15 protein-coding genes are annotated in these 20,254 nt (G+C 67.1%); 12 read left to right on the forward strand and 3 right to left on the reverse strand.

Features of this window, described 5'->3' with window-relative positions; translation table 11 throughout:
• The first annotated feature begins 81 nt into the window (after window positions 1-81).
• From LNV28_RS09150 to LNV28_RS09185, 8 genes are all read left to right on the forward strand, one after another.
• On the forward strand, window positions 82-1,023 hold the full coding sequence (locus tag LNV28_RS09150) for an ImuA family protein (RefSeq protein ID WP_263518718.1): 942 nt from the start codon (window positions 82-84) through the stop codon (window positions 1,021-1,023).
• Complete coding sequence (locus LNV28_RS09155) at window positions 980-2,386, forward strand: DNA polymerase Y subunit UmuC family protein (protein WP_263518720.1); 1,407 nt, start codon at window positions 980-982, stop codon at window positions 2,384-2,386. The genes LNV28_RS09150 and LNV28_RS09155 overlap by 44 nt, the downstream gene beginning before the upstream one ends.
• Window positions 2,383-5,649 carry an error-prone DNA polymerase gene (locus LNV28_RS09160; RefSeq protein WP_263518721.1) on the forward strand — a complete coding sequence of 1,089 codons (3,267 nt, stop codon included), beginning with the start codon at window positions 2,383-2,385 and terminating at the stop codon, window positions 5,647-5,649. Before LNV28_RS09155 ends, LNV28_RS09160 begins: the two co-directional genes overlap by 4 nt.
• 192 nt (window positions 5,650-5,841) lie before the next feature.
• Window positions 5,842-6,465, forward strand: coding sequence for a PEP-CTERM sorting domain-containing protein (locus LNV28_RS09165; RefSeq protein ID WP_263518723.1), 624 nt, complete (start codon window positions 5,842-5,844; stop codon window positions 6,463-6,465).
• Between the two features lie 107 nt (window positions 6,466-6,572).
• Window positions 6,573-8,957 (forward strand): M4 family metallopeptidase, encoded by a 2,385-nt coding sequence (locus LNV28_RS09170; RefSeq protein ID WP_263518725.1) that lies wholly within the window; start codon window positions 6,573-6,575, stop codon window positions 8,955-8,957.
• A 155-nt stretch (window positions 8,958-9,112) separates the two neighbouring features.
• Window positions 9,113-9,550: a PaaI family thioesterase gene (locus LNV28_RS09175; protein WP_263518726.1), complete on the forward strand. Its 438-nt coding sequence runs from the start codon at window positions 9,113-9,115 to the stop codon at window positions 9,548-9,550.
• 188 nt (window positions 9,551-9,738) lie between these two features.
• Window positions 9,739-11,304 (forward strand): methyl-accepting chemotaxis protein, encoded by a 1,566-nt coding sequence (locus LNV28_RS09180; protein WP_263518728.1) that lies wholly within the window; start codon window positions 9,739-9,741, stop codon window positions 11,302-11,304.
• 164 nt (window positions 11,305-11,468) lie between these two features.
• Window positions 11,469-11,921, forward strand: a complete 453-nt coding sequence (locus tag LNV28_RS09185; RefSeq protein WP_263518730.1) for a GyrI-like domain-containing protein — start codon at window positions 11,469-11,471, stop codon at window positions 11,919-11,921.
• 19 nt (window positions 11,922-11,940) lie between these two features.
• Here the strand turns inward: LNV28_RS09185 and LNV28_RS09190 are convergent, their stop codons facing one another.
• Entirely contained in the window at window positions 11,941-13,944 is a 2,004-nt protein-coding gene (locus LNV28_RS09190) for an SDR family oxidoreductase (protein ID WP_263518731.1), read from the reverse strand.
• A gap of 227 nt (window positions 13,945-14,171) precedes the next feature.
• On the opposite strand from LNV28_RS09190, the gene LNV28_RS09195 reads away from it, so the two are divergent.
• From LNV28_RS09195 to LNV28_RS09205, 3 genes are all read left to right on the forward strand, one after another.
• Window positions 14,172-14,972, forward strand: coding sequence for a phasin family protein (locus LNV28_RS09195; RefSeq protein WP_263518733.1), 801 nt, complete (start codon window positions 14,172-14,174; stop codon window positions 14,970-14,972).
• A gap of 32 nt (window positions 14,973-15,004) precedes the next feature.
• A complete protein-coding gene (locus tag LNV28_RS09200; RefSeq protein WP_263518735.1) occupies window positions 15,005-16,252 on the forward strand; it encodes a patatin-like phospholipase family protein in 1,248 nt (415 codons plus the stop codon).
• A gap of 133 nt (window positions 16,253-16,385) precedes the next feature.
• Complete coding sequence (locus LNV28_RS09205) at window positions 16,386-17,000, forward strand: PEP-CTERM sorting domain-containing protein (RefSeq protein ID WP_263518737.1); 615 nt, start codon at window positions 16,386-16,388, stop codon at window positions 16,998-17,000.
• Between the two features lie 240 nt (window positions 17,001-17,240).
• Here the strand turns inward: LNV28_RS09205 and LNV28_RS09210 are convergent, their stop codons facing one another.
• Window positions 17,241-18,728: a carboxypeptidase M32 gene (locus LNV28_RS09210; protein WP_263518738.1), complete on the reverse strand. Its 1,488-nt coding sequence runs from the start codon at window positions 18,726-18,728 to the stop codon at window positions 17,241-17,243.
• A gap of 64 nt (window positions 18,729-18,792) precedes the next feature.
• Window positions 18,793-19,287: a YqaA family protein gene (locus tag LNV28_RS09215; protein WP_263518739.1), complete on the reverse strand. Its 495-nt coding sequence runs from the start codon at window positions 19,285-19,287 to the stop codon at window positions 18,793-18,795.
• Between the two features lie 24 nt (window positions 19,288-19,311).
• Here LNV28_RS09215 and LNV28_RS09220 point away from each other — a divergent pair, with 24 nt between their 5' ends.
• The gene (locus LNV28_RS09220) at window positions 19,312-20,172 is read left to right on the forward strand and encodes a substrate-binding periplasmic protein (protein ID WP_263518741.1); all 861 of its coding nucleotides are present in this window, start codon (window positions 19,312-19,314) and stop codon (window positions 20,170-20,172) included.
• The last annotated feature ends 82 nt before the right edge of the window (window positions 20,173-20,254 follow it).

Here is a 20,254-nt window from a genome sequence, read left to right on the forward strand (position 1 = left end):
CCACATCGAGCTATACACTGTATAAAAAAACAGTCATGATCCATCCCTCGCTCTCGCAGCCACTCATCTGTTCACCCCCTCATGTTCGCCCCGCTCGTCAATGCCAGCCCCGCGTCCTGGCCGGCTCCGCTGTCCGCGGCGCCGGCCCTGGGCGAGCGCGAGGCGCGCCTGCTGGAACAGCAGGTCTGGCGGGCCAGCAGCCTGGGCGCCAGCAGCAGCCCCTGCCTGAGCAGCGGTTTTGCCGCCCTGGACGCCGAACTACCCGGCGGGGGCTGGCCCACGCACAGCCTCAGTGAAATCCTCTGCCCGCCGGGTTTGCATCTGGAGTGGCGCTTGCTGCTGCCGGCGCTGCGCGGGCTGCTGGCCGAGCCGCTGACCCTGGCCGCAACTTCGCGCGGCCGAGGGCGTGCGCGCAAACCCAGCGCCCCGCGCGCGCAACAACAACGGCCGCTGCTGCTGATCAACCCACCGCTGATTCCGCATCTGCCGGGTTTGCAGGCCGCCGGCCTGGCGCCGCAGCAGCTGATCTGGCTGGCACCGGAGACCCCGCAGCAGCAGCTCTGGGCGGCCGAGCAGGCGATCAAATCCAATGCCGCCGCCGCCCTGCTGCTCTGGCTGCCCCAGCTGCGGCCCGAACAGCTGCGGCGGCTGCAGACCCAGGCCCTGGGCCTGGACGCGCCGCTGTTCCTGTTCCGGCCCGAGGCGGTAGCGACGCAGTCCTCGGCCGCTCCGCTGCGCCTGCATCTGGACCTGGCCCTGGGCGCGCGCAGCCCGCAACAAGAGCTGGCCGATCTGCAGCTGCGCATCCTGAAACGTCGCGGCCCGGCCTTCGAGGGCCTGCTGCAACTGCCCGCCCTGCCCTCGGGCCTGGAGCGGGTGCTGACGGCCACCATGCTGGCGCGCGGCCTGGGGCGCCCAACGCCGGCACCGCACCAACACCCTGTCTTGCAGCCGCCGCACCCGGCAGCCCCCTCGCGCCATGCACTGGCTCGCCCTGCTCAGCCCGCCCGCGCCGCCGGATGAGGCCGCGGACCGCAGCAGCCCCCGGCCCGAACAAGCGCCCACCACCCCAGCCCTGGCCTGGTGGGCGCTGCAGTTCTCGCCGAGGGTCGCCGCGCTGGAGGAGGCCGTGGTGCTGGAGGTGGCCGCCAGCCTGCGCCTGTTCGGCGGGCCCGAGGCCCTGCACCAGCGGGTGGCGGAGCGCATCGGTGAAGCCGGACTGAGCCTGGCCGCCCTGGCCTGGGCGCCGACAGCGCTGGCGGCCCTGGCGCTGGCGCGCGGGGCGCTGGCGCAGCCGGGGGCGGCGGGGGCACCGGGTGGGGCCTGCGTGCGGGCCGATGGCCTGTCCGCCCCGCTGGCCAGCCTGATGGACCCGCTGCCGCTGTTCACCCTGAGCGCCGCGCAGGCACAAGCGCCCATGCTGGCGCGCCTGGGCTGCCGCACGCTGGGCGATGTGCGCCGCCTGCCGCGGGCGGCCCTGAGCCGGCGTTTCGGGCCAGGCCTTCTGCGCGCGCTGGACCAGGCCTATGGCCAAACGCCGCAAGCCCATGCCTGGATCAGCGCGCCCGAGCAGTTCCGGGCGCGGCTGGAGCTGCCGCAGCGCCTGGACAATGCCTTGGCCTTGCTGCACCACGCCCAGGAACTGCTGCGCGAGCTCTGCGCCTGGTTGGCGGCGCGCCACGCCGGCATCGAGGCCTTCGAACTGGCCTGGGCCCATGACGCCATGCGGGCGCGCGACATCGGCCCGGGCGGGCGGCTGCTCGTGCACAGCGCCGCGCTGACGCGCGATTTCGGCCAGCTATCGCGCCTGTTGCACGAGCACTTGCTGCGCCTGGAGCTGGCCGCGCCGGTGGCCGAGCTGAGCCTGCAGGCCGGCGAGGTGCGCGCTCTGGAGGAGCGCAGCGCTAGCCTGCTGCCGGCCGGGCCCGAGCAGGCCAAGGAGCCGCTGGAGCAGCTGCTGATGCGTCTGAGCATCCGCCTGGGCGCGCAGGCGGTGCGCTGCGGCCAGCTGCAACAAGACCACCGGCTGGAACAGATGCAGCGCTGGGTGGCCTGGAACGAAAGCCCACCCAACACGGCGGCCACAGCCGCTGCGCCAGACACCCTGCCGCTCTGCCCACAGCCGACCTGGCTGCTGGCGCCGCCGCTGCGCCTGAGCCTGCGCCAGGACCAGCCGGTCTACGGCGGCGCGCCGCTGCAGCTGCTGGCCGGGCCGCAGCGCATCGAGGGCGGCTGGTGGCAGCCGGCGGCCGACGGCCAGAGCTCGCAGCACCAGCAGCGCGATTACTTCCTGGCCAGCAGCCCGCAGGCCGGCCTGCTGTGGATCTTCCAACAGCGCCTGAGCAGCGAAGAAGAAGGCTGGTTTCTACACGGGCTGTTCGCATGAAAAAAACAAGCCTGCTGCCCGCCTATGCCGAGCTGCATGCACTCAGCAACTACTCCTTTCTGCGTGGCGCCTCCACGCCGGGCGAGCTGGTGGAACGCGCGCATGAGCAGGGTTATGCCGCCCTGGCCCTGACCGACGAATGCTCGCTGGCCGGCGTGGTGCGCGCCCATGTGGCGGCCCAGGCCTTGCCGCGCGACCCGGTGACCGGGGAGCCCGAGCTGAAGCTGCTGATCGGCGCAGAGTTCAGCGTGCGCCGACTGGCGCAGGCGCCGCCCGGGCCGGCCGGGTCACCAGACTCCACGCCCGACCCGCTGATGTTCAAGCTGGTGCTGCTGGCGCGCCATCTCGAGGGCTACGGCAATCTCTGCCAGTTCATCACCGGCCTGCGCCGCAGCGCTGCCAAGGGCAGCTACCGCCTGAGCTGGGCACGGCTGCAAGAGGCGGCGCAACGCGGCGAGCTGGCCGACTGCCTGGCCCTGCTGCTACCGCTGCGCGAGGCCAGCGACGAAGAGCTGCTGATCCCGGCGCGCTGGCTGCTGCGCCATTTCACCGGCCAGGCCTGGATCGGTGTGGAGCTGCTGCGCGAGCTGGGCGACGAGCTCTGGCTGCAGCGCCTGGGCCAGCTGTCCGAGCAGACCGCGCTGCCCCTGGTGGCGGCCGGCGATGTGCACATGCACCGGCGCTCGCGCAAGGCCTTGCAGGACGTGCTGACCGCCACCCGGCTGAACCGCCCCATCGCCGCCTGCGGCCACCAGCTGCAAGCCAATGCCGAACGCCATCTGCGCAGCCGCCTGCGCCTGGGCCAGCTTTACCCGCCGGCCCTGCTGGCCGAAACCTTGCGGGTGGCGGCGCAATGCCAGTTCTCGCTCAAGGAGATCCGCTACCAGTACCCGGCCGAAGTCGTGCCCGAGGGCGCCACGCCGAGCAGCCATCTGCGCGCCCTGACCGAGGCCGGCGCGGCGCGCCGCTGGCCCCATGGCCTCAAGCCCAAGCTGCGCGCGCAGATCGAGCATGAGCTGGCCCTGATCCAGGAGCTGGGCTACGAGCATTACTTCCTGACCGTGGCCGACATCGTCGCCTTCGCGCGCAGCGTGGGTATCCTGTGCCAAGGCCGCGGCTCGGCGGCCAACAGCGTGGTCTGCTACTGCCTCTTCATCACCGAGGTCGACCCGGCGCGCAGCAGCCTGCTGTTCGAGCGCTTCATCAGCCGCGAGCGCAACGAGCCGCCGGACATCGACGTCGATTTCGAACATGAGCGGCGCGAAGAGGTGATCCAGTACCTCTACCGCAAATACGGCCGCGAACGCGCCGCGCTGACCGCCGTGGTGATCAGCTACCGGCCGCGCAGCGCCATCCGCGATGTCGGCCGCGCCTTGGGCCTGGACGAGGCCCTGGTCGAGAAGCTGGCGGGCGACCACCATGGCTGGAGCGAGGAATCCCTGCCCGACGATCGCCTGGCCCAGCTGCAGCAGGAGCTGGGCTTTGACCCGCAGGATCTGCAGATCCGCCAGCTGGTGCGGCTCTCGCGCCAGCTGATGGGCATGCCGCGCCATCTGAGCCAGCACCCGGGCGGCTTTGTGCTGACGGCCGGCCCGCTCTCGCGCCTGGTGCCGATCGAGAACGCGGCCATGGCCGACCGCACCGTGATCGAGTGGGACAAAGACGACATCGACGCCCTGGGCCTGATGAAGGTCGATGTGCTGGCCCTGGGCATGCTCAGCGCCTTGCAGCGCAGCTTCGCTCTGATCAGCCGCTTGCGCGGCTACCCGGCAGCCCATCCCTTCGGCATGAGCGATGTGCCGGCCGACGACAAGCCCACCTACGACATGATCTGCCGCGCCGACACGGTGGGGGTGTTCCAGATCGAGTCACGCGCGCAGATGTCCATGCTGCCGCGCCTGCGGCCGCGCTGCTTTTACGACCTGGTGATCGAGGTGGCCATCGTGCGGCCCGGGCCCATCGAAGGCGGTATGGTCCACCCCTATTTGCAGAACCGCGCCCTGCCGCCGGACCAGATCAAATATCCCAAAGACGATCTGCGCGCCGCGCTCGAGCGCACCTGCGGCATCCCCATCTTCCAGGAGCAGGTGATGCAGGTGGCCATGATCGCCGCCGGCTTCAGCCCCGGCGAGGCCGACCAGCTGCGCCGCGCCATGGCCGCCTGGAAGCGGCCCGGCGACCTGGCCCGCTTCCACGAGAAGATCCTCACGGGCATGCGCGAACGCGGCTACGAGGACGCCTTTGCCGAGGCCATCTTCCGCCAGATCAAGGGCTTTGCCTCCTACGGCTTCCCCGAGTCGCATGCGGCCAGCTTCGCGCTGCTGACTTACGTGTCCTGCTGGATCAAGCGCCATGAACCGGCGGCCTTTCTCTGCGCCCTGCTGAACTCGCAGCCGCTGGGTTTCTACACCCCCAGCCAGCTGGTGCAGGACGCCCGCCGCCACCGCATCGAGGTGCGGCCCAGCGATGTCAACCACGGTGGCTGGCTGAGCAGCCTGGAGCATCCCGAGGCGCCCGAGCCCGCCGAGCGCCTGGACGACGGCGTGCAGCCGGCCGTGCGCCTGGGCCTGCATCTGGTCCACGGTCTGAGCCGGGCGGCGGCCCTGCGCATCGAGGCCGCGCGAGCCGCTGAGGGGCGGTTTGTGGACACGCAAGACCTGGCCCTGCGCGCAGCCCTGGACCAGCAGGAGCTGCAGCAGCTGGCCGCGGCCGATGCCTTGCAAAGCCTGGCCGGCCACCGCCGCCAGCAGGTCTGGCAGGCCTCGGCCCTGCGCGCCCAGCCGCCGCTTTTGCGCCAGGCCTATGCCGCCGAGGAGGACCTGGACCTGCCGGCGGCCGCCGAGGGCGAAGAGGTGGTCTGGGACTACGCTGCCCTGGGCCTGAGCCTGCGCAGCCATCCGCTGGCCCTGCTGCGGCCCCGGCTGGCGCGCCTGGGCTACCGCAATGCGCAGGAGCTGCGCGCCTGGCGCAGCGGCCAGTCGGTCCAGGCCTGCGGCCTGGTCACCGTGCGCCAACGCCCGCAAACGGCCAAGGGCGTGCTCTTCATCAGCCTGGAAGACGAAAGCGGCAGCGTGCAGGTGATCGTCTGGCCGGACGTCTACGCCGCCTTCCGCCGCACCATCCTGGTGGCGCGCCTGCTGGCGGTACAGGGCCAGTGGCAGTTCGAGAACGGCGTGCGCAATCTGATCGCCCGCCGCGTGCAAGACCTAACGCCGCTGCTGGGCCGTCTGGGCAAGGACGTGGGCAGCCGAGATTTCCATTGAGCCGTTGCGGCTGCACACACACCAGCACAAATCTCGACGCCCCGCAATCCGGTGATGCCGCATCCCGCGTTCCCAGGACAGGCGGCCCGTCCCTAGTGCTTCCCCCCTTTCCGTGACTTGCATCACGTGCGAACGTCTGATGTACGAGAACCTTCAGGGGTTCATTCAATCCATTTCATCGAGGGATACTGAATGCAGACTGCACATCGCCTGGCTGTCACGGCCGCCGTGCTGGCCGCTCTGGCCACACCGTCGTTCGCCGACACCACCACTTACACCAGTTCGGCAGCCTTTCTGGCCAGCCTGAGCGGCACCAGCTACACCGAGGCCTTCACCGGCCTGAGCAGCCCGGACGCTGGCGCGGCCCTCAACTTCATTTCGGGCGGCTTCAGCTACAGCATCAGCTCCCCCGGCAGCCTGTACGCTTCGGGCGAAGTCCTGGGCACCAGCCTGCCCGATGAAGCCCTGACCATCACCTTCACCAGCGGCAATGTCACCGCCGTGGGCGGCAACTTCTTCAACGTCAATCTGTCTGACGCCTTCCAGCAAGCGTCTGTGAAGCTGACCCTGAGCGACGGCACGACGACCACCTTCACCCCGGCCAGCGCCGCCGACAGCTTCCGTGGTTTCGCCTCCACGCAGGTCATCAACTCGCTGACCATCAGCGCCCCCGGCGCCACCCTGTACGCCAGCGTGGACAACCTGACCGTGGGCGCGGTCACCCCGGTGCCGGAACCCAGCAGCTGGGCCTTGATGGGCCTGGGCCTGGCCGGCATGGGCGTCTTCGCCCGCCGCCGCCTGAACAAACAAGACTGACTGTCCGATGGGCTCGGGCGCCCGACTGGCGCCCACTTTGATGCCGTCGATTCTTTCGTTCCATCCATGTTGACGATGCGGTGCCTGCACCGCAATCCGGAGTGCATATGACCCGAAACCACAAAAAGCTGTCCCTGCTGGCCCTGTCCCTGGGCTTGGCCCTGGCCAGCCAGGCTCAGGCGCAAAACGCCCTGAACGGCCAACGCGAAGCCGTTGACCGCCTGGCCACCGCCACCGGCAGCAGCGCCGACATTTCCTACAACGCCGCCACCGGCGCCGCCCGCTTCGTGCGCGTGCCGGCCGGTGCCAAGCTGGCCGCCCGCGCCGGCGCCGTTGGCGATGCTGCCAAGCAGACCGCCACGGTGCAGTTCCTGAACGAATACGCCGCCCTGTTCGGCATCCGCGATGCCGCCAGCGAGTTGTCGGCCCCGGCCATCAGCAAGGACCGCCAAGGCTCCACCCACCTGAAGTACCAGCAGGTCTACCAAGGCGTGCCAGTGTTCGGCGGCGAGCTCAAGGCCCACTACGACGCCTCGAACAATCTGGTGGTCGTCAACGGCAACTTCATCCCCGGCATCAACGTCAAGGCCTCGCCCAGCCGCACCGCCGATCAGGCCAGCCAGATCGCCATGGCCGCCATCAACGCCGAACTGACCCGCCCGACCCGTCTGTCGGCCAGCACCCCGACTCTGATGATCTTCCGTGAAGGCCTGGCCAAGGGCGTCGAAGGCGCCAACCACCTGGCCTGGCAGGTCGAAGTGGGCAACAAGCACGATGTGCGCGAGTTCGTCTACGTGGACGCCCACACCGGCAAGGTGATCGACAAGATCAGCGGCATCCATGAAGCCATGAACCGCCGCGCCTTCGACGGCCAAGGCAAGCTGCCGCCGGTGCCCAATTACCCGAACAGCCCGTTCTGGGTGGAAGGCCAGGCTTTCCCGACCGGCACCGTCGAAGCCGACAACATGATCTCCGCCTCGGCTGACATCTACAGCATGTTCAAGAACGCCTTCGGTCGCGACGCCTTCGACGGCAAGGGCAAGACCATGGACTCGATCTTCAACCGCGGCGATGCCTGCCCGAACGCCTCCTGGAACGGCACCTACATCTCCTTCTGCCCGGGCACCACGACCGACGACGTGACCGCGCACGAGTGGGGCCATGCCTACACCGAGTACACCCACGGCCTGATCTACCAATGGCAACCGGGCGCCCTGAACGAGGCCTACTCGGACATCTGGGGTGAAACCGTCGACCGCATCAACAGCCGCGGTACCGACACCCCCGACGCAGCCCGCACCGACGGCGCCTGCACGGTCTTCACCAAGGTCGGCGGCGTACCCGGCACCGACAACTCGGTTCGCTGGCTGATGGGCGAAGATGCCACCGCATTCAGCGGCGCCATCCGCGATATGTACAACCCCACCTGCTACGGCCACCCGGCCAAGGTGACGGACACCCGCTACCGCTGCACCACCGCCGATGCCGGCGGCGTGCACAGCAACTCCGGCGTGCCCAACCACGGCTACGCCCTGTTGGTGGACGGCGGCAGCTACAACGGCCAGACCATCTTCTCGATCGGTCTGACCAAAGCCGCCCACATCTACTATCGCGCCCAGAGCGTCTACCAAGGACCGGCCAGCGGCTTCGCCGACCACGCCGATGCCCTGGCTCAGTCCTGCGCCGACCTGAGCGGTCAAAACCTGAACGACCTGAAGACCGGCGCCCCCTCGGGCGAGCTCATCAACGCCCAGGATTGCGCCCAGGTCGCCAAGATGGCCCAGGCCGTCGAGCTGCGCACCGCTCCGGCGCAGTGCAACTTCGTGCCCCTGCTGGCCAAGTCGCCACCGGCCCTGTGCCCCACAGGCACCGTGGCCCCGATGCTGTCGGACAGCTTCGATGGCGGCAAGGCTGGCGGCGTGCGCTGGCAAGTCAGCTACCAAGGCAACAACCCTGAGTTCACCCCGCGCAACTGGGGTGTGGTCACCAAGCTGCCCAGTGGCCGCTCGGGCTATGCCCTGTTTGCTGCGGACCCGAACATCGGCACCTGCGCTGCAGGTGGCAACGAAGCCGGTCTGCAACGCATCGAGAGCCCTGAAATCAGCATCCCGGCCGATGCCACCGCTCCGAAGTTGACCTTTGATCACTGGGTCGCCACCGAGTCCAAATGGGACGGCGGCAACCTGAAGATCAGCATCAACGGCGGCGCCTGGCAGCTGATCGCCGCCTCGGACTTTGTCTACAACCCTTACAACACGACCCTGAGCACGGTCGCCCAAGGCAATGACAACCCGCTGGCAGGTCAACCGGCCTTCTCAGGCACGGACGGCGGTTCGGTGAGCGGCTCCTGGGGTCGTTCCATCGTCAACCTGTCGCGCTTCGCCAAGCCCAACGACAAGGTCAAGCTGCGCTTTGAGCTGGCCACCGATGGCTGCGGCGGCGTCACCGGCTGGTATGTGGATGATGTGAAGGTCTACCGCTGCACACCGTGATGAAGCGCTGATCCGGGCGCGCCAGCGCCTGGTCATCACTTCTTCCCTCACAAGGGCTTCCTCCGGAAGCCCTTTTTTCATGGCCCGCCCTGCGCGAGGTGGGAGCCGGTCAGAATCGGCTTCCCTTCTTCCATGGTCCCAATCCGCCCCGCACCATGAGCATCACGTCCGCCCCAGCACGCCCCAGCCAGGCCGAACTTTCCGACTTTCTGGCGGCCGAATTCCCGCAAAGCAAATGCAGCATCGAATCCCTGGCACCGATGCGCGCGACCGTGCGCCACCCGGTCAGCGAAGCCGAGCTGCGCCCCGGCGGCACGGTCTCGGGGCCGGTGCTGATGACAGTGGCCGATGTGGCGCTCTATGTCGCCATCCTGGGCGAGATCGGCATCGTTCCGCTGACCGTGACCACCAGCCTCAACATCAACTTTTTGCGCAAGCCGGCCGGTGACCGCGACATCCTCGCGGTCTGCACTTTGATGAAGCTGGGGCGAACCCTGGCGGTCGGTGAGGTCAGCTTGTACTCCGAGGGCAGCGAGGACCCGGTGGCCCATGTGGTGGGCACCTATGCCATACCACGTGCAGCGCAGCGCTGACTTCCGCCAGCCCGGCCAGTTGTATTCGCACCCTTGCAAGGATTCACGGTCAAGTTGGCGGCCCCTGAGCCGAAGACCCGATGGGCGCACCAAGGCGGTTCAATAGGTCCGCGCCCACCCCAATAGCCATTCGTTTGATGAAGTACGCAGCACCCACTCCCGGGGCGGCGAACCGTGGAGTACAGACGATGCGCAAGAACCTGCCGGTCACGCAGCGGGAATACGATTTCCCGTCCGACGCAACCCTGATGTCCACCACGGACATCCAGTCCAAGGTCAGCTATGCCAACAGCACCTTCGTCGCCGTCAGCGGCTTTGAGGAAAAAGACATCCTCGGCCAGCCGCACAACCTGGTGCGTCACCCCGACATGCCCGAGCAAGCTTTTGCCGATATGTGGGCGACCCTGAAGCAAGGCCAGTCCTGGACCGCGCTGGTGAAGAACCGGCGCAAGAACGGCGATCACTACTGGGTGCGCGCCAATGCCACGCCGGTGGAACGAAAGGGCAAGATCGTCGGCTATATGTCGGTGCGCACCAAACCCGGCCGGGCCGAAGTCCAGGCCGCCGAAAAGCTCTACCAATCCTTCCGCGAAGGCAGGGCCGGCAGCCAGGCATTCCACAAGGGCTTGATCATCCGCAGCGGCCTGCTCAACATCGTGTCGCGCAGCCTGCAGACCCTGTCGGTGCGCTGGCGAGTTCGCATTGGCCTGATCATGACCCCACTGCTGAGCCTGGCGGCTGCAGCCACGCTTGACCTGGCGCCGGGCTCGCTGCTGACCTTGGCGGCCGTGCTGACCGTCTCCACCGCCCTGAGCGCCTGGTGGCTGACGGCCCAGGTGACGGCACCGCTTGAGCTGCTGGCCGCCCAGGCGCGCGGTGTCGCCGCCGGAGACACCCAGTCCAATGTGCAAATGAACCGGGTCGATGAGATCGGCATGACCATGCGGGCCATCAACCAGCTGGGCCTGATGTTCCGCTGGATCGTGGACGATGTCAGCGAGCAGGTGCTGACCGTGCGCAGCGCCAGCGGCGAAATCGCCCAGGGCAATAACGACCTCAGCGCACGCACCGAACAGGCGGCATCCAGCCTGGAGGAAACGGCCGCCTCCATGGAGCAGATGAGCGCCACGGTACGCAACAATTCAGACACCGCCCAGCAAGCCACCCTGGTCGCCCAGGAAGCCAGCGCGGTCGCCGCACAGGGCGGCGAGGTGGTGGGCCGGGTCAACCGCACCATGGAAGGCATCACCACCTCCAGCCGCAAGATCAGCGACATCATCAGCGTGATCGACGGCATCGCCTTCCAGACCAATATCCTGGCCCTCAATGCAGCGGTCGAGGCAGCGCGCGCCGGCGAGCAGGGTCGCGGCTTTGCCGTGGTGGCCGCCGAGGTGCGCAGCCTAGCCCAACGCAGCGCCGAGGCTGCCAAGGAAATCAAGACCTTGATCAGCGACAGCGTCGAGAAGGTCGAACATGGCGCCCGCCAGGTCGGCGATGCCGAGCACACCATGGGCGAGATCGTGCAGCAGGTCAGCCGGGTCAGCCAGCTGATCAACAGCATCAGCGGTGCCAACCGGGAGCAAAGCACCGGCATCAGTCAGGTCAGCGAAGCCGTTACCCATCTGGACCAGGTCACGCAGCAGAACGCCGCGCTGGTCGAGCAATCGACCGCGGCGACCGAAAGCCTGCGCAACCAGGCCGACCAGCTGGTGAGGGCCTTGGCGATCTTTCGCGACGACAGCGGGCGCCGCTGAGGCGCAGTGCGCAGCCCTCAGCCGAACTCGCGGCGGCGACATCCCGGCCGAGAACTCGATGCGCGGCTGACGCACACACGCGCACATCGAAGCCTGCCTTGTCGCGAACAGCGAGGACACTGCGCGCTTTGCTTCAAGCCTTGCTTGAAAAGGAACGCGCGCCCATGCCTCAACTCGAAACCATCAGCAGCTTTGCCCTCCAGGGCCTGAGCTGCCGCACCAGCAATGCCGCCGAGATGGACCGTCAGAACCCGGAGCGCGGCCGCATCGCTCCCTTGTGGCAGGCCTTTGCCGCCGCCGGCCTGCACGGCGATGTGCACGGCGCCTACTTCGATTACGCCGACCGCCACCATGGCGAGTACAGCGTACTGGCCGGAGTCAAGGCAAGTTCAGGCCAGGGCACGGCTGCCACCAGCGCCAGCTCGGTGCAGGTGCCGGGCGGGCTCTACCTGGTGTTCGAAGCCCAGGGGCCGCTGCCGGAGACCCTGATCCGGGCCTGGGGCGAGGTCTGGGCCTATTTCGAGCAGGCCGAGGCCCCGCAGCGCGCCTATGGCGTGGACTTCGAGCGTTACCTCGGGCCCAGCCACGCGCAGATCTGCATCGGCCTGGCGGCCTGAGCCGGAGCGGCGTGGCCGCTCAGAAGTGAATGCCCTTCATCATCTGCTGCAGGGCGATCGCCTCGGCCGAGAGCTGCGGCTTGGAGCCGGGCTTGGCGCCCTTGGCCGCGTCGCTGTCAGGGAACATGCGGAAGCTGGTGTTCATGACGATCTGCGCGACACGCGGCACCAGTGCATGCATCAGCTCGCCGGTGATGCCCAGACGGGTGGCAATGCGCACCGGCTTGGCAATGCAGGCCTGCGCCACCATATCGGCCGCTTCCTCGGGCGCCAGGGTGGGCACGTTCTTGTAGATCTGCGTCGGCGCGATCATGGGTGTGCGCACCAGCGGCATATTGATGGTGGTGAAGGTCACGCCCAGGTCCGCATATTCGCTGGAGGCGCAGCGCGTCCAGGCATCGAGCGCGGCCTTGCTGGCCACATAGGCCGAGAAGCGCGGTGCATTGGTCAGCACGCCGATGCTGGAGATATTGACCACATGGCCCTTCTTCTTGGCCACCATGCCAGGCAAAAGACCCATGGTCACGCGCAGGCAGCCGAAGTAGTTCAGCTGCATGGTGCGCTCGAAGTCATGGAAACGGTCGTAGCTGCTCTCGATGGCGCGGCGGATCGAGCGGCCGGCGTTGTTGATCAGGAAATCGACACCGCCAAACTGCTCGCTGATGGCGGCAATCATGGCCGCGCAGCTCTCCTCGTTGGCGATGTCGGCCGAGAAGGCGTGCACCTGGGCTTGCGCGCCAGCGGACTCACGGATCTCCTTCACCGCCTCGGCCAGCTTGATCTCGTCGCGGGCGCAGATCAGGGTGATGGCGCCGGCTTCGGCAAACTTCTTGGCCGCCGCCAAGCCGATGCCCGAGGAGCCACCCGTCACCAGCACCACCTTGCCGGCCGTGGCGCCGCGCAGGCTGCGGTCAATCGACAGATCGGGATCGAGGTGGCGCTCCCAATAGTCCCAGAGCCGCCAGGCGTAGTCATGCAGATTGGGGCAAGCAATGCCCGAGCCCTTGAGCGCGGCCTCGGTCTCGCGGCAGTCGAAACGAGTCGGGTAGTTGATGAAGGTGAACATATCGTCGGGCAGGCCGAGATCCTTCATCACCGCATTGCGAATGCGCCGCACCGGCGCCAGGGCCATCAAGCCCTTCTTGACGCTCTTGGGAATGAAGCCGAGCAGGGCCGCATTGATGAACAGATTCATCTTGGGCGCATGCGCGGCCTTGGAGAAGATGTCCAGCACATCGCCGACGCGGTAACCCACCGGGTCCACCAAGTGGAAGCAGGCGCCGCTCTTGCGTTCGCGGTGGGCGATGTGGTCGAGCGCGTTGACGACGAAATCGACGGGCACGATGTTGACGCGCCCGCCTTCCAGGCCGATCGAGGGCATCCAGGGCGGCAGGATCTGGCGCAGGCGTTGAATGGGCTTGAAGAAGTAGTACGGCCCGTCGACCTTGTCCATCTCGCCGGTGCTGGAGTCGCCCACCACCATGGCCGGGCGGTAGACCGTCCAAGGCCGCTTGCACTCCTTGCGCACGATCTTCTCGCTCTCGTGCTTGGTCATGAAGTAGGGGTGATCGAGGCCTTCGGCCTCGTCGAACATGTCCTCGCGGAACACGCCCTCGTAGAGGCCGGCCGCGGCGATGGACGAGACATGGTGAACATGGCCGGCCTCGATGGCCTGGGCAAACTCGACCAGGCTGCGCGTGCCGTCGACATTCACCGCGACTTGCGAGGCCTCGTCGGCCTTGAGGTCGTAGACCGCGGCCAGATGGAAGACATGATCGATCTGACCCTTGAGTCGCTTGATGTCATCGATCGCCACACCGAGCTTCTTGCCCGTTAGGTCACCAAAAACGGGCAGCGCCCGGGGGCTGTTCTTGGCCAGGCCCCAGAAGGCCAGCAGCTCGGGCAATTTGTCCCGGCTCTCCTCGCGCAGCAGGAAGTGAACCGTGCTACCGCGGCGGGCCAGCAACTTCTTGACCAAGCGCTTGCCAATGAAGCCCGTGGCCCCGGTGACGAAATACTGCATGTGCATGTCTCCTGCTGATGGAATCGCAAAACTCTTGTAAGCGGATTCTTGACCAAGTGAAAGCCGCCGCCGCTGCGCGCTTTCCCGCACAAGCGCTGATCCAGCTCTTAGGTAGAGCGTACTGCCTAGCTTTCCCCGGTGCCAAATGCCAGCGGCGCGATCTATAGTGAAGTTGTCGCTGGCAAAGGCTGGCGAAAATCCAACCAACGCCCCCAAGGACTGACAACATGGTCAAGAAGCTTCAGAAAATGGCAGCCAAGAAGAACTCCGCTTCCAATGGAGCCTTTGGCGGCGCCCTGCCCGCCGGCCTGCTGGACAGCCAGCTGGCACAGAGCGTGCGCGACTCCGCACAACAAATCTGGGCCGCCGGCCTGGGCGCTTTCTCCAAGGCTCAGGGCGAAGGCGGCAAGGTGTTTGAAGCCCTGGTCAAGGAGGGTCTGAACTTGCAGAAGAAGACACAATCCGCCGCCGAAGAAAAGCTCGGTGCCATGGCCAGCAAGGTCAGCGGCATGGCCGGCGACGTCGGCAGCAAAGCCGGCCAGCACTGGGACAAGCTGGAATCCATCTTCGAAGAACGTGTCGCCCGTGCGCTCAAGCGCCTGGGTGTGCCGGCTGCCAAGGACATCGACGAGCTGATCGAGCGCATCGACGCCCTCAGCGACGCCCTGGGCCTGAAGGTTCCGGCCAAGAAGGCTGACAAATCCGCCAAGGCCGCACCCAAGGCCAAAGCAGCTGCCAAGCCGGCCGCCAAGCCTGTGGCCACCAAAGCCCCGACGAAGGTCGCAGCAAAGGCCCCGGTGAAGGCTGCCGCCAAGAAGGCGGCCGTCAAGGCTCCGGCTCAGCCCTTTGCCAAGGCAGCACCGAAGGCAGCCGCCAAGCCGGCAGCCAAGGCCGCGGCCAAGCCCGCCGCCGCTGCACCCAAGGCTGCCGCAGCGAAGACCCGCGCCAAGAAGGCCGCCGCTCCGGTGAGCGCAGCAGCGCCCGCCGCCCCGGCCGCTGGCAGCGCCGAGACCGGTACTCAAGCCTGATCTTCAACCCGCTTCGCTGACCCCAGCCCCGCATGCCCAATCGCCGCCCGACCTCGCCCGCCCAGGCTGCCAAGCAGACGCGCCGCTCCGGCCGTCCCCGCATCGGCCTCGCTCTGGCAGGCGGCGGGCCCTTGGGCGCGATCTATGAAATCGGCGCGCTTTGCGCGTTGGAAGAGTCGATCGAGGGCCTGGACTTCTGCGACTGCGACTCCTACATCGGCATCAGTGCAGGCGGCTTCATTGCCGCCGGCCTCGCCAATGGCATGAGTCCGCGCATGCTCAGCGCGGCCTTCATCGAAAACAGCGTCACCGCGCCCGACAGTTTCGACCCCGCCGAGCTTATGCACCCGGCCTGGGGCGAGTTCGGCGAACGCCTGCGTCTGCTGCCCGGTCTGCTGAAATCAGCCGTTTGGGACCACTGGATGGAAGGCCGCTCCTTGCTCGGCGCCTTCGAACGCCTGGGCCGCGCCCTGCCGACCGGCCTGCTTTCGGGCGACGCGCTCGAAGCCCAGGTGCGCCGCCAGTTCGCCCTGCCCGGGCGCAGCAATGATTTCCGCGAACTCGGCAAACGCCTGGTGCTGGTGGCCACCGACCTGGACAGCGGCGAGGCCGTGCCCTTCGGCCTGCCAGGCTGGGACGATGTGCCGATCTCGCGCGCCGTGCAGGCCAGCGCAGCCCTGCCGGGCTTGTTCCCCCCGGTCAAGATTGCCGGCCGTCACTATGTGGACGGCGCCCTCAAGAAGACCCTGCATGCCTCCTTGCTGCTGCAAGAAGGCGTGGACCTGCTGATCTGCCTGAACCCACTCGTGCCTTACGAGTCTGACCGCGATGGCGTGCCGCCATCCAGCGCCGAGGCTGGCGGGCAGATTCCGCATCTGGTCGACGGTGGCCTGCCCCTGGTGATGAGCCAGACCTTCCGCTCCCTGATCCACTCCCGGCTGGAGCTGGGCATGAAGCGCTACGAGCACACCCATCCGGCCACCGACATCCTCTTGTTCGAACCCGACCACCGCGATGCCGAGATGTTCCTGGCGAACACCTTCAGCTACTCGCAGCGCCGCCATCTGGCCGAACATGCCTTCCAGACCACGCGTGCGCGCCTGCGCCGCCGTGCGCCCAAGCTGCAGGTGGCCTTGCAGCGCCATGGTCTCAGCCTCAAGCTGGACGTGTTGCAGGAACCGGGCCGGCGCCTGTTGAGCGAACCCGCCGCCACCCGCACCGAAACCGCCTTGCGCCGGCTGCGCGCCGCCCTGAGCCTGCTGGAAGCCCGGCACGCCTGAGCATTTGGCGTGACCGGTTTCACGCCCGGGCCGCGCAGCCCCTGCATGCAGGGGTATTCCCGCAGGTGCCACTCCGCAAGAATGACTTCCAAGGCCTCCGCACCGGCGGCCCAGCACCCAGGAAGTCTCCCTCATGCACAAGAAGCTCATCTCCGCCCTGCTGCTCGCCACGCCCCTGTTGAGCCTGGCCGACGGCGGCAATCTGGTGCTCAACGGCAGCTTCGAATCGGTGCTGATCAACTCCAGCAATCGCTGGGAGATCTTCAGCAACATCAGCGGCTGGACTGGCGGAAGCGCCGGCATCGAGGTGCGCAACAACGTGGTCGGCCTGGCCCGTGATGGCGTCAATTTCGTGGAGCTGGACACCACGGCCAACAGCAGCATGTTCCAGACTGTCGCCACCCAGGCGAATCAGCGCTACACCCTGAGCTTTTTCTATGCCGACCGGGTGAGCAATGGCCAGGCCAGCAACGGCCTGGACTGGAGCCTGGACGGCACCCAATGGACCACGGTCAGCGGCGGCAATGGCGGCAGCAGCCACGATTGGAAGCAGGTGCAGTTTGACTTCACCGCCAGCGGCGCCACCACCCTCTACTTCCGTGCCAGCGGCCTCAGCGATCAGCTGGGCAGCTCGCTCGACCAAGTCAGCATCACCAGCGCTGTGCCAGAGCCGCAAAGCTACGCACTGATGCTGGGCGGCCTCGCCGCCATCGGATTCATGGCCCGCCGTCGCCAGCGGCAGGCCTGAGTGGCAGCCACGCCTCGCGCGTGGTCATGCAAAGAGAGAGAGAGCGAAAGTAGAAGAACCAGGACGACGTTGGAACAGGGCGGGCGGCGAGGTCCACAAATCGCCGTCGCAGCCCAGCGAATGGACAAGAACGCAAGCGAAGACAGAAGACGCACTGTTCAGGGCGCCCCGGCCACGGGGCGCCCTCTTTTTTTGCGGCTTCGATCGAAGCCCAGCGGACCCAGCGAAGGCTGAGGTCGATCAGCCCAGGTAGCGGGCTTGCAGATGCGCCTTGAAATGCGCCGGGTTCAGGGTCTCACCGCTGGCGCGGCGCACCAGCTCGGGCGTCTCGAAGCGGCTGCCTTGCAGCCAGATGTTCTCGCGCAGCCAGTCGAACACCGGGGTCAGGTCACCGGCAGCGATGCGGGCGTCCAGGTCCGGCATGGCGCGGCGCATGGTGGCGAACCACTGGGCGGCATACATGGCGCCCAAGGTGTAGCAAGGGAAGTAGCCGATCAGGCCGCAACCCCAGTGCACGTCCTGCATGCAGCCGTCCTTGTAGTTGCCGCGGGTGTCCAGACCCAGCAGCTCCATCATCCTGGCATCCCACAGGGCCGGGATGTCCTCGACCTCGATCTCGCCCTCGACCAGCGGCCGCTCAATCTCGTAGCGCAGGATCACATGGGCCGGATAAGTCACCTCGTCGGCGTCCACGCGGATCAAGCCCGGGTTCACTCGGGTCAGCAGGCGATTCAGATTGCCAGGCTCAAAGGCCGGCTGTTCGCCCAGATGGCGGCTGACCAGGGGGCTGAGCAGGCGCGCAAAAGCCGGGTGGCTGCCCAATTGCATCTCGAAGGACAGGCTCTGGCTCTCGTGCAAGCCCATGGAGCGAGCCTGGCTCAGCGGCTGGCCCAGCCACTCGCGCGGCAGGTTCTGCTCGTAACGGCCGTGGCCGGTCTCGTGGATGGTGCCCATCAGGCTGGGCAGGAAATCGTCCTCGCGGTAACGCGTGGTCATGCGCACATCCTCGGGCACGCCGCCGCAGAAAGGGTGGCTGCTCTCGTCCAGGCGGCCGGCCTCGAAATCGAAGCCCATCAAGCGCATGGCATCCAGACCCAAGTTCTTCTGCGCCGCTTGCGTGAAGGGGCCGACCGGCTTCAGGGTGGTCTCCTGCGCCTGCTTCTCCCGCACCTGGCGGATCAGGCCCGGCAGCCAGCTGCGCAGGTCGCCAAACACACGGTCCACCTCGGCGCTGCGCATGCCGGGCTCGTACAGGTCCAGCAAGGCGTCATAACGCGACAATCCCGTGCCATCGGCCAGCAGCGTGGCCTCCTCGCGGGTCAGGCGCACCACCTCGCGCAGATTCTCGACATAGCCGGCCCAGTCATTGGCCTGGCGTTGCGCGCGCCAAGCATGCTCGCAGCGTGAGTTGGCCAAGGACTTGGCTTCAACCAGGCTTTGCGGCAAGGCGTTGGAGGCGCGCCAGGCGCGGCCCATCTCGCGCAGATTGGCGCGCTGGTCGGCCTCCAAATTCTCGGCAGCGGCTTGCTCCAGCAGGCCTTTCAGCTGCGGCTCGGTGGCCAGCTGATGCAGCAATCCGCCCATCTCGGCCAGAGCCAGCGAGCGCGCCTCATTGCCCTTGGGCGGCATATTGGCCGACTGGTCCCATTGCGCGATCGATTGCAAATGGCCCAGGCGATGCAGACGCTGGTGACGCTGGAACAGTTCGGTATAGGCAGGCGTGCTCATGAGGCGATTCACGAAGAGTTGGAACTGGAGCGCATTGTCCACGCTCGGACCTGCGCTTTCGAACTCAGGGGCTGGCACCCGGAAAGACCCAGACCAAGGCCACGGTCATCAACACATAGCGACAGAACTTGCCCACGGCCATATACGCCACACAGGGCCAGAAAGGCAGACGCAGCCAACCGGCCACCGCGCACAGTGGATCACCCACCACCGGCAGCCAGCTCAGCAGGCAGGCCTTGGCGCCGAACTGCTGCAACCAAGCCAAGGCGCGCGGATTCGGTGGCTTGCTTTTCAGCCGGCTCTCATAGGCCAGCACGGCGCCCCGGCCCATCCACCAGCTGATCGCACCCCCGGCCGTGTTGCCCAGGGTGGCGACCAGCACGGCCGGCCAGAACATGGACGCATCGGCCTTGACCAACAAAAACACGGCCGGCTCCGAGCCCATGGGCAGCAAGGTGGCCGAAACGAGCGCAATCAGGAACAATGCCGGCAGGCCCACAGCGGGCAGCGCGGCCAGGGCAAGCAGGCCGTGAATCAAGCTTTCCAGATAGGCTTCCATCCAACGCATTATCCTGACCGGCCGATGAACGCCACTGCCTCCACCCCCATGCGCCCGAGCCGACCCCTTGCGCTGCGCTTGCAGGCACGCTTGTTTTTGGCCCTGCTTGCCGGCTTGGCCTTGCCGAACACCGCAGCAGCAACGCCGGCCGAAGCTCGCTGCACCACCTTGGTGGCATCGGGCAACCCGCAGTACCCGCCCTATCTTTGGCGCGATCCGGCTGACGAAAACCGGCTGACCGGCGCCAACGCCGACCTGATGCAATTGCTGGCCCAGGAACTCGGTGTGACCATCGAACTGCGCTATGTCGGCCCCTGGGGTCGCGTGCAGGAAGAAGCCAAAGCCGGGCGCATCGACCTGATCGCCGGAGCTTTCTGGACCCAGGCTCGCACCGAATACATGGACTACTTCACCCCGGCCTTTCACCAGACCCGCTCGGTGATCTGGGTCGGAGACAAGTCGCGTCTGAACTATTCGCGCTGGAGTGATCTGGTCGGGCAGCAGGGCGTGACCGTGATCAACAACAGCTTCGGCGAGGCCTTTGACCGCTACGCCAAGCAGTCGCTCAAGATCAGCCAGGTGGCCAGCCTGGAGCAGGCCATCCAGATGCTGCAGCGCGGCCGTGCGAGCTACTTGATCTATGAAGACAGCCCGGGCCAGGCCTTTCTGGCCAAGCTCGACATCCACAACGTCAAGATGCTCTCACCGGCCGTGGCCAACGAGAACCTGCATCTGACGCTGTCGCACAAATCACCCTGCAACACTGGCGAGTTGCGCGGCCGCATCGCCCGCGCCATGCACAAGCTCGGCGGCGCCAGCGTGTTGCCCGAACTGCTGGAGAAAAACATCCAGCTTTGGCGCCAGCAAAGCCCGCTGGTGAAGTAGCTCACGGGTCGTCGCTACGGCAAAAGCGTGCGACGGTTATAATCCTGCCTCATTTTTGGGCAGATGGATTCGCCCAAAAAAC

Origin of the sequence: Paucibacter sp. DJ2R-2, from assembly GCF_025717675.1 — a bacterium.
Taxonomy (GTDB): domain Bacteria; phylum Pseudomonadota; class Gammaproteobacteria; order Burkholderiales; family Burkholderiaceae_C; genus Paucibacter_A.

What these genes read in the sequence shown, in the direction of transcription:
- LNV28_RS09170 (WP_263518725.1), top strand. Translation starts at nt 6,573, where the DNA reads ATGACCCGAAACCACAAAAAGCTGTCCCTGCTGGCCCTGTCCCTGGGC.
- LNV28_RS09205 (WP_263518737.1), top strand. Translation starts at nt 16,386, where the DNA reads ATGCACAAGAAGCTCATCTCCGCCCTGCTGCTCGCCACGCCCCTGTTG.
- LNV28_RS09155 (WP_263518720.1), top strand. Translation starts at nt 980, where the DNA reads ATGCACTGGCTCGCCCTGCTCAGCCCGCCCGCGCCGCCGGATGAGGCC.
- LNV28_RS09175 (WP_263518726.1), top strand. Translation starts at nt 9,113, where the DNA reads ATGAGCATCACGTCCGCCCCAGCACGCCCCAGCCAGGCCGAACTTTCC.
- LNV28_RS09195 (WP_263518733.1), top strand. Translation starts at nt 14,172, where the DNA reads ATGGTCAAGAAGCTTCAGAAAATGGCAGCCAAGAAGAACTCCGCTTCC.
- LNV28_RS09185 (WP_263518730.1), top strand. Translation starts at nt 11,469, where the DNA reads ATGCCTCAACTCGAAACCATCAGCAGCTTTGCCCTCCAGGGCCTGAGC.
- LNV28_RS09165 (WP_263518723.1), top strand. Translation starts at nt 5,842, where the DNA reads ATGCAGACTGCACATCGCCTGGCTGTCACGGCCGCCGTGCTGGCCGCT.
- LNV28_RS09200 (WP_263518735.1), top strand. Translation starts at nt 15,005, where the DNA reads ATGCCCAATCGCCGCCCGACCTCGCCCGCCCAGGCTGCCAAGCAGACG.
- LNV28_RS09180 (WP_263518728.1), top strand. Translation starts at nt 9,739, where the DNA reads ATGCGCAAGAACCTGCCGGTCACGCAGCGGGAATACGATTTCCCGTCC.
- LNV28_RS09190 (WP_263518731.1), bottom strand. Translation starts at nt 13,944, where the DNA reads ATGCAGTATTTCGTCACCGGGGCCACGGGCTTCATTGGCAAGCGCTTG.
- LNV28_RS09160 (WP_263518721.1), top strand. Translation starts at nt 2,383, where the DNA reads ATGAAAAAAACAAGCCTGCTGCCCGCCTATGCCGAGCTGCATGCACTC.
- LNV28_RS09220 (WP_263518741.1), top strand. Translation starts at nt 19,312, where the DNA reads ATGAACGCCACTGCCTCCACCCCCATGCGCCCGAGCCGACCCCTTGCG.
- LNV28_RS09210 (WP_263518738.1), bottom strand. Translation starts at nt 18,728, where the DNA reads ATGAGCACGCCTGCCTATACCGAACTGTTCCAGCGTCACCAGCGTCTG.
- LNV28_RS09215 (WP_263518739.1), bottom strand. Translation starts at nt 19,287, where the DNA reads ATGGAAGCCTATCTGGAAAGCTTGATTCACGGCCTGCTTGCCCTGGCC.
- LNV28_RS09150 (WP_263518718.1), top strand. Translation starts at nt 82, where the DNA reads ATGTTCGCCCCGCTCGTCAATGCCAGCCCCGCGTCCTGGCCGGCTCCG.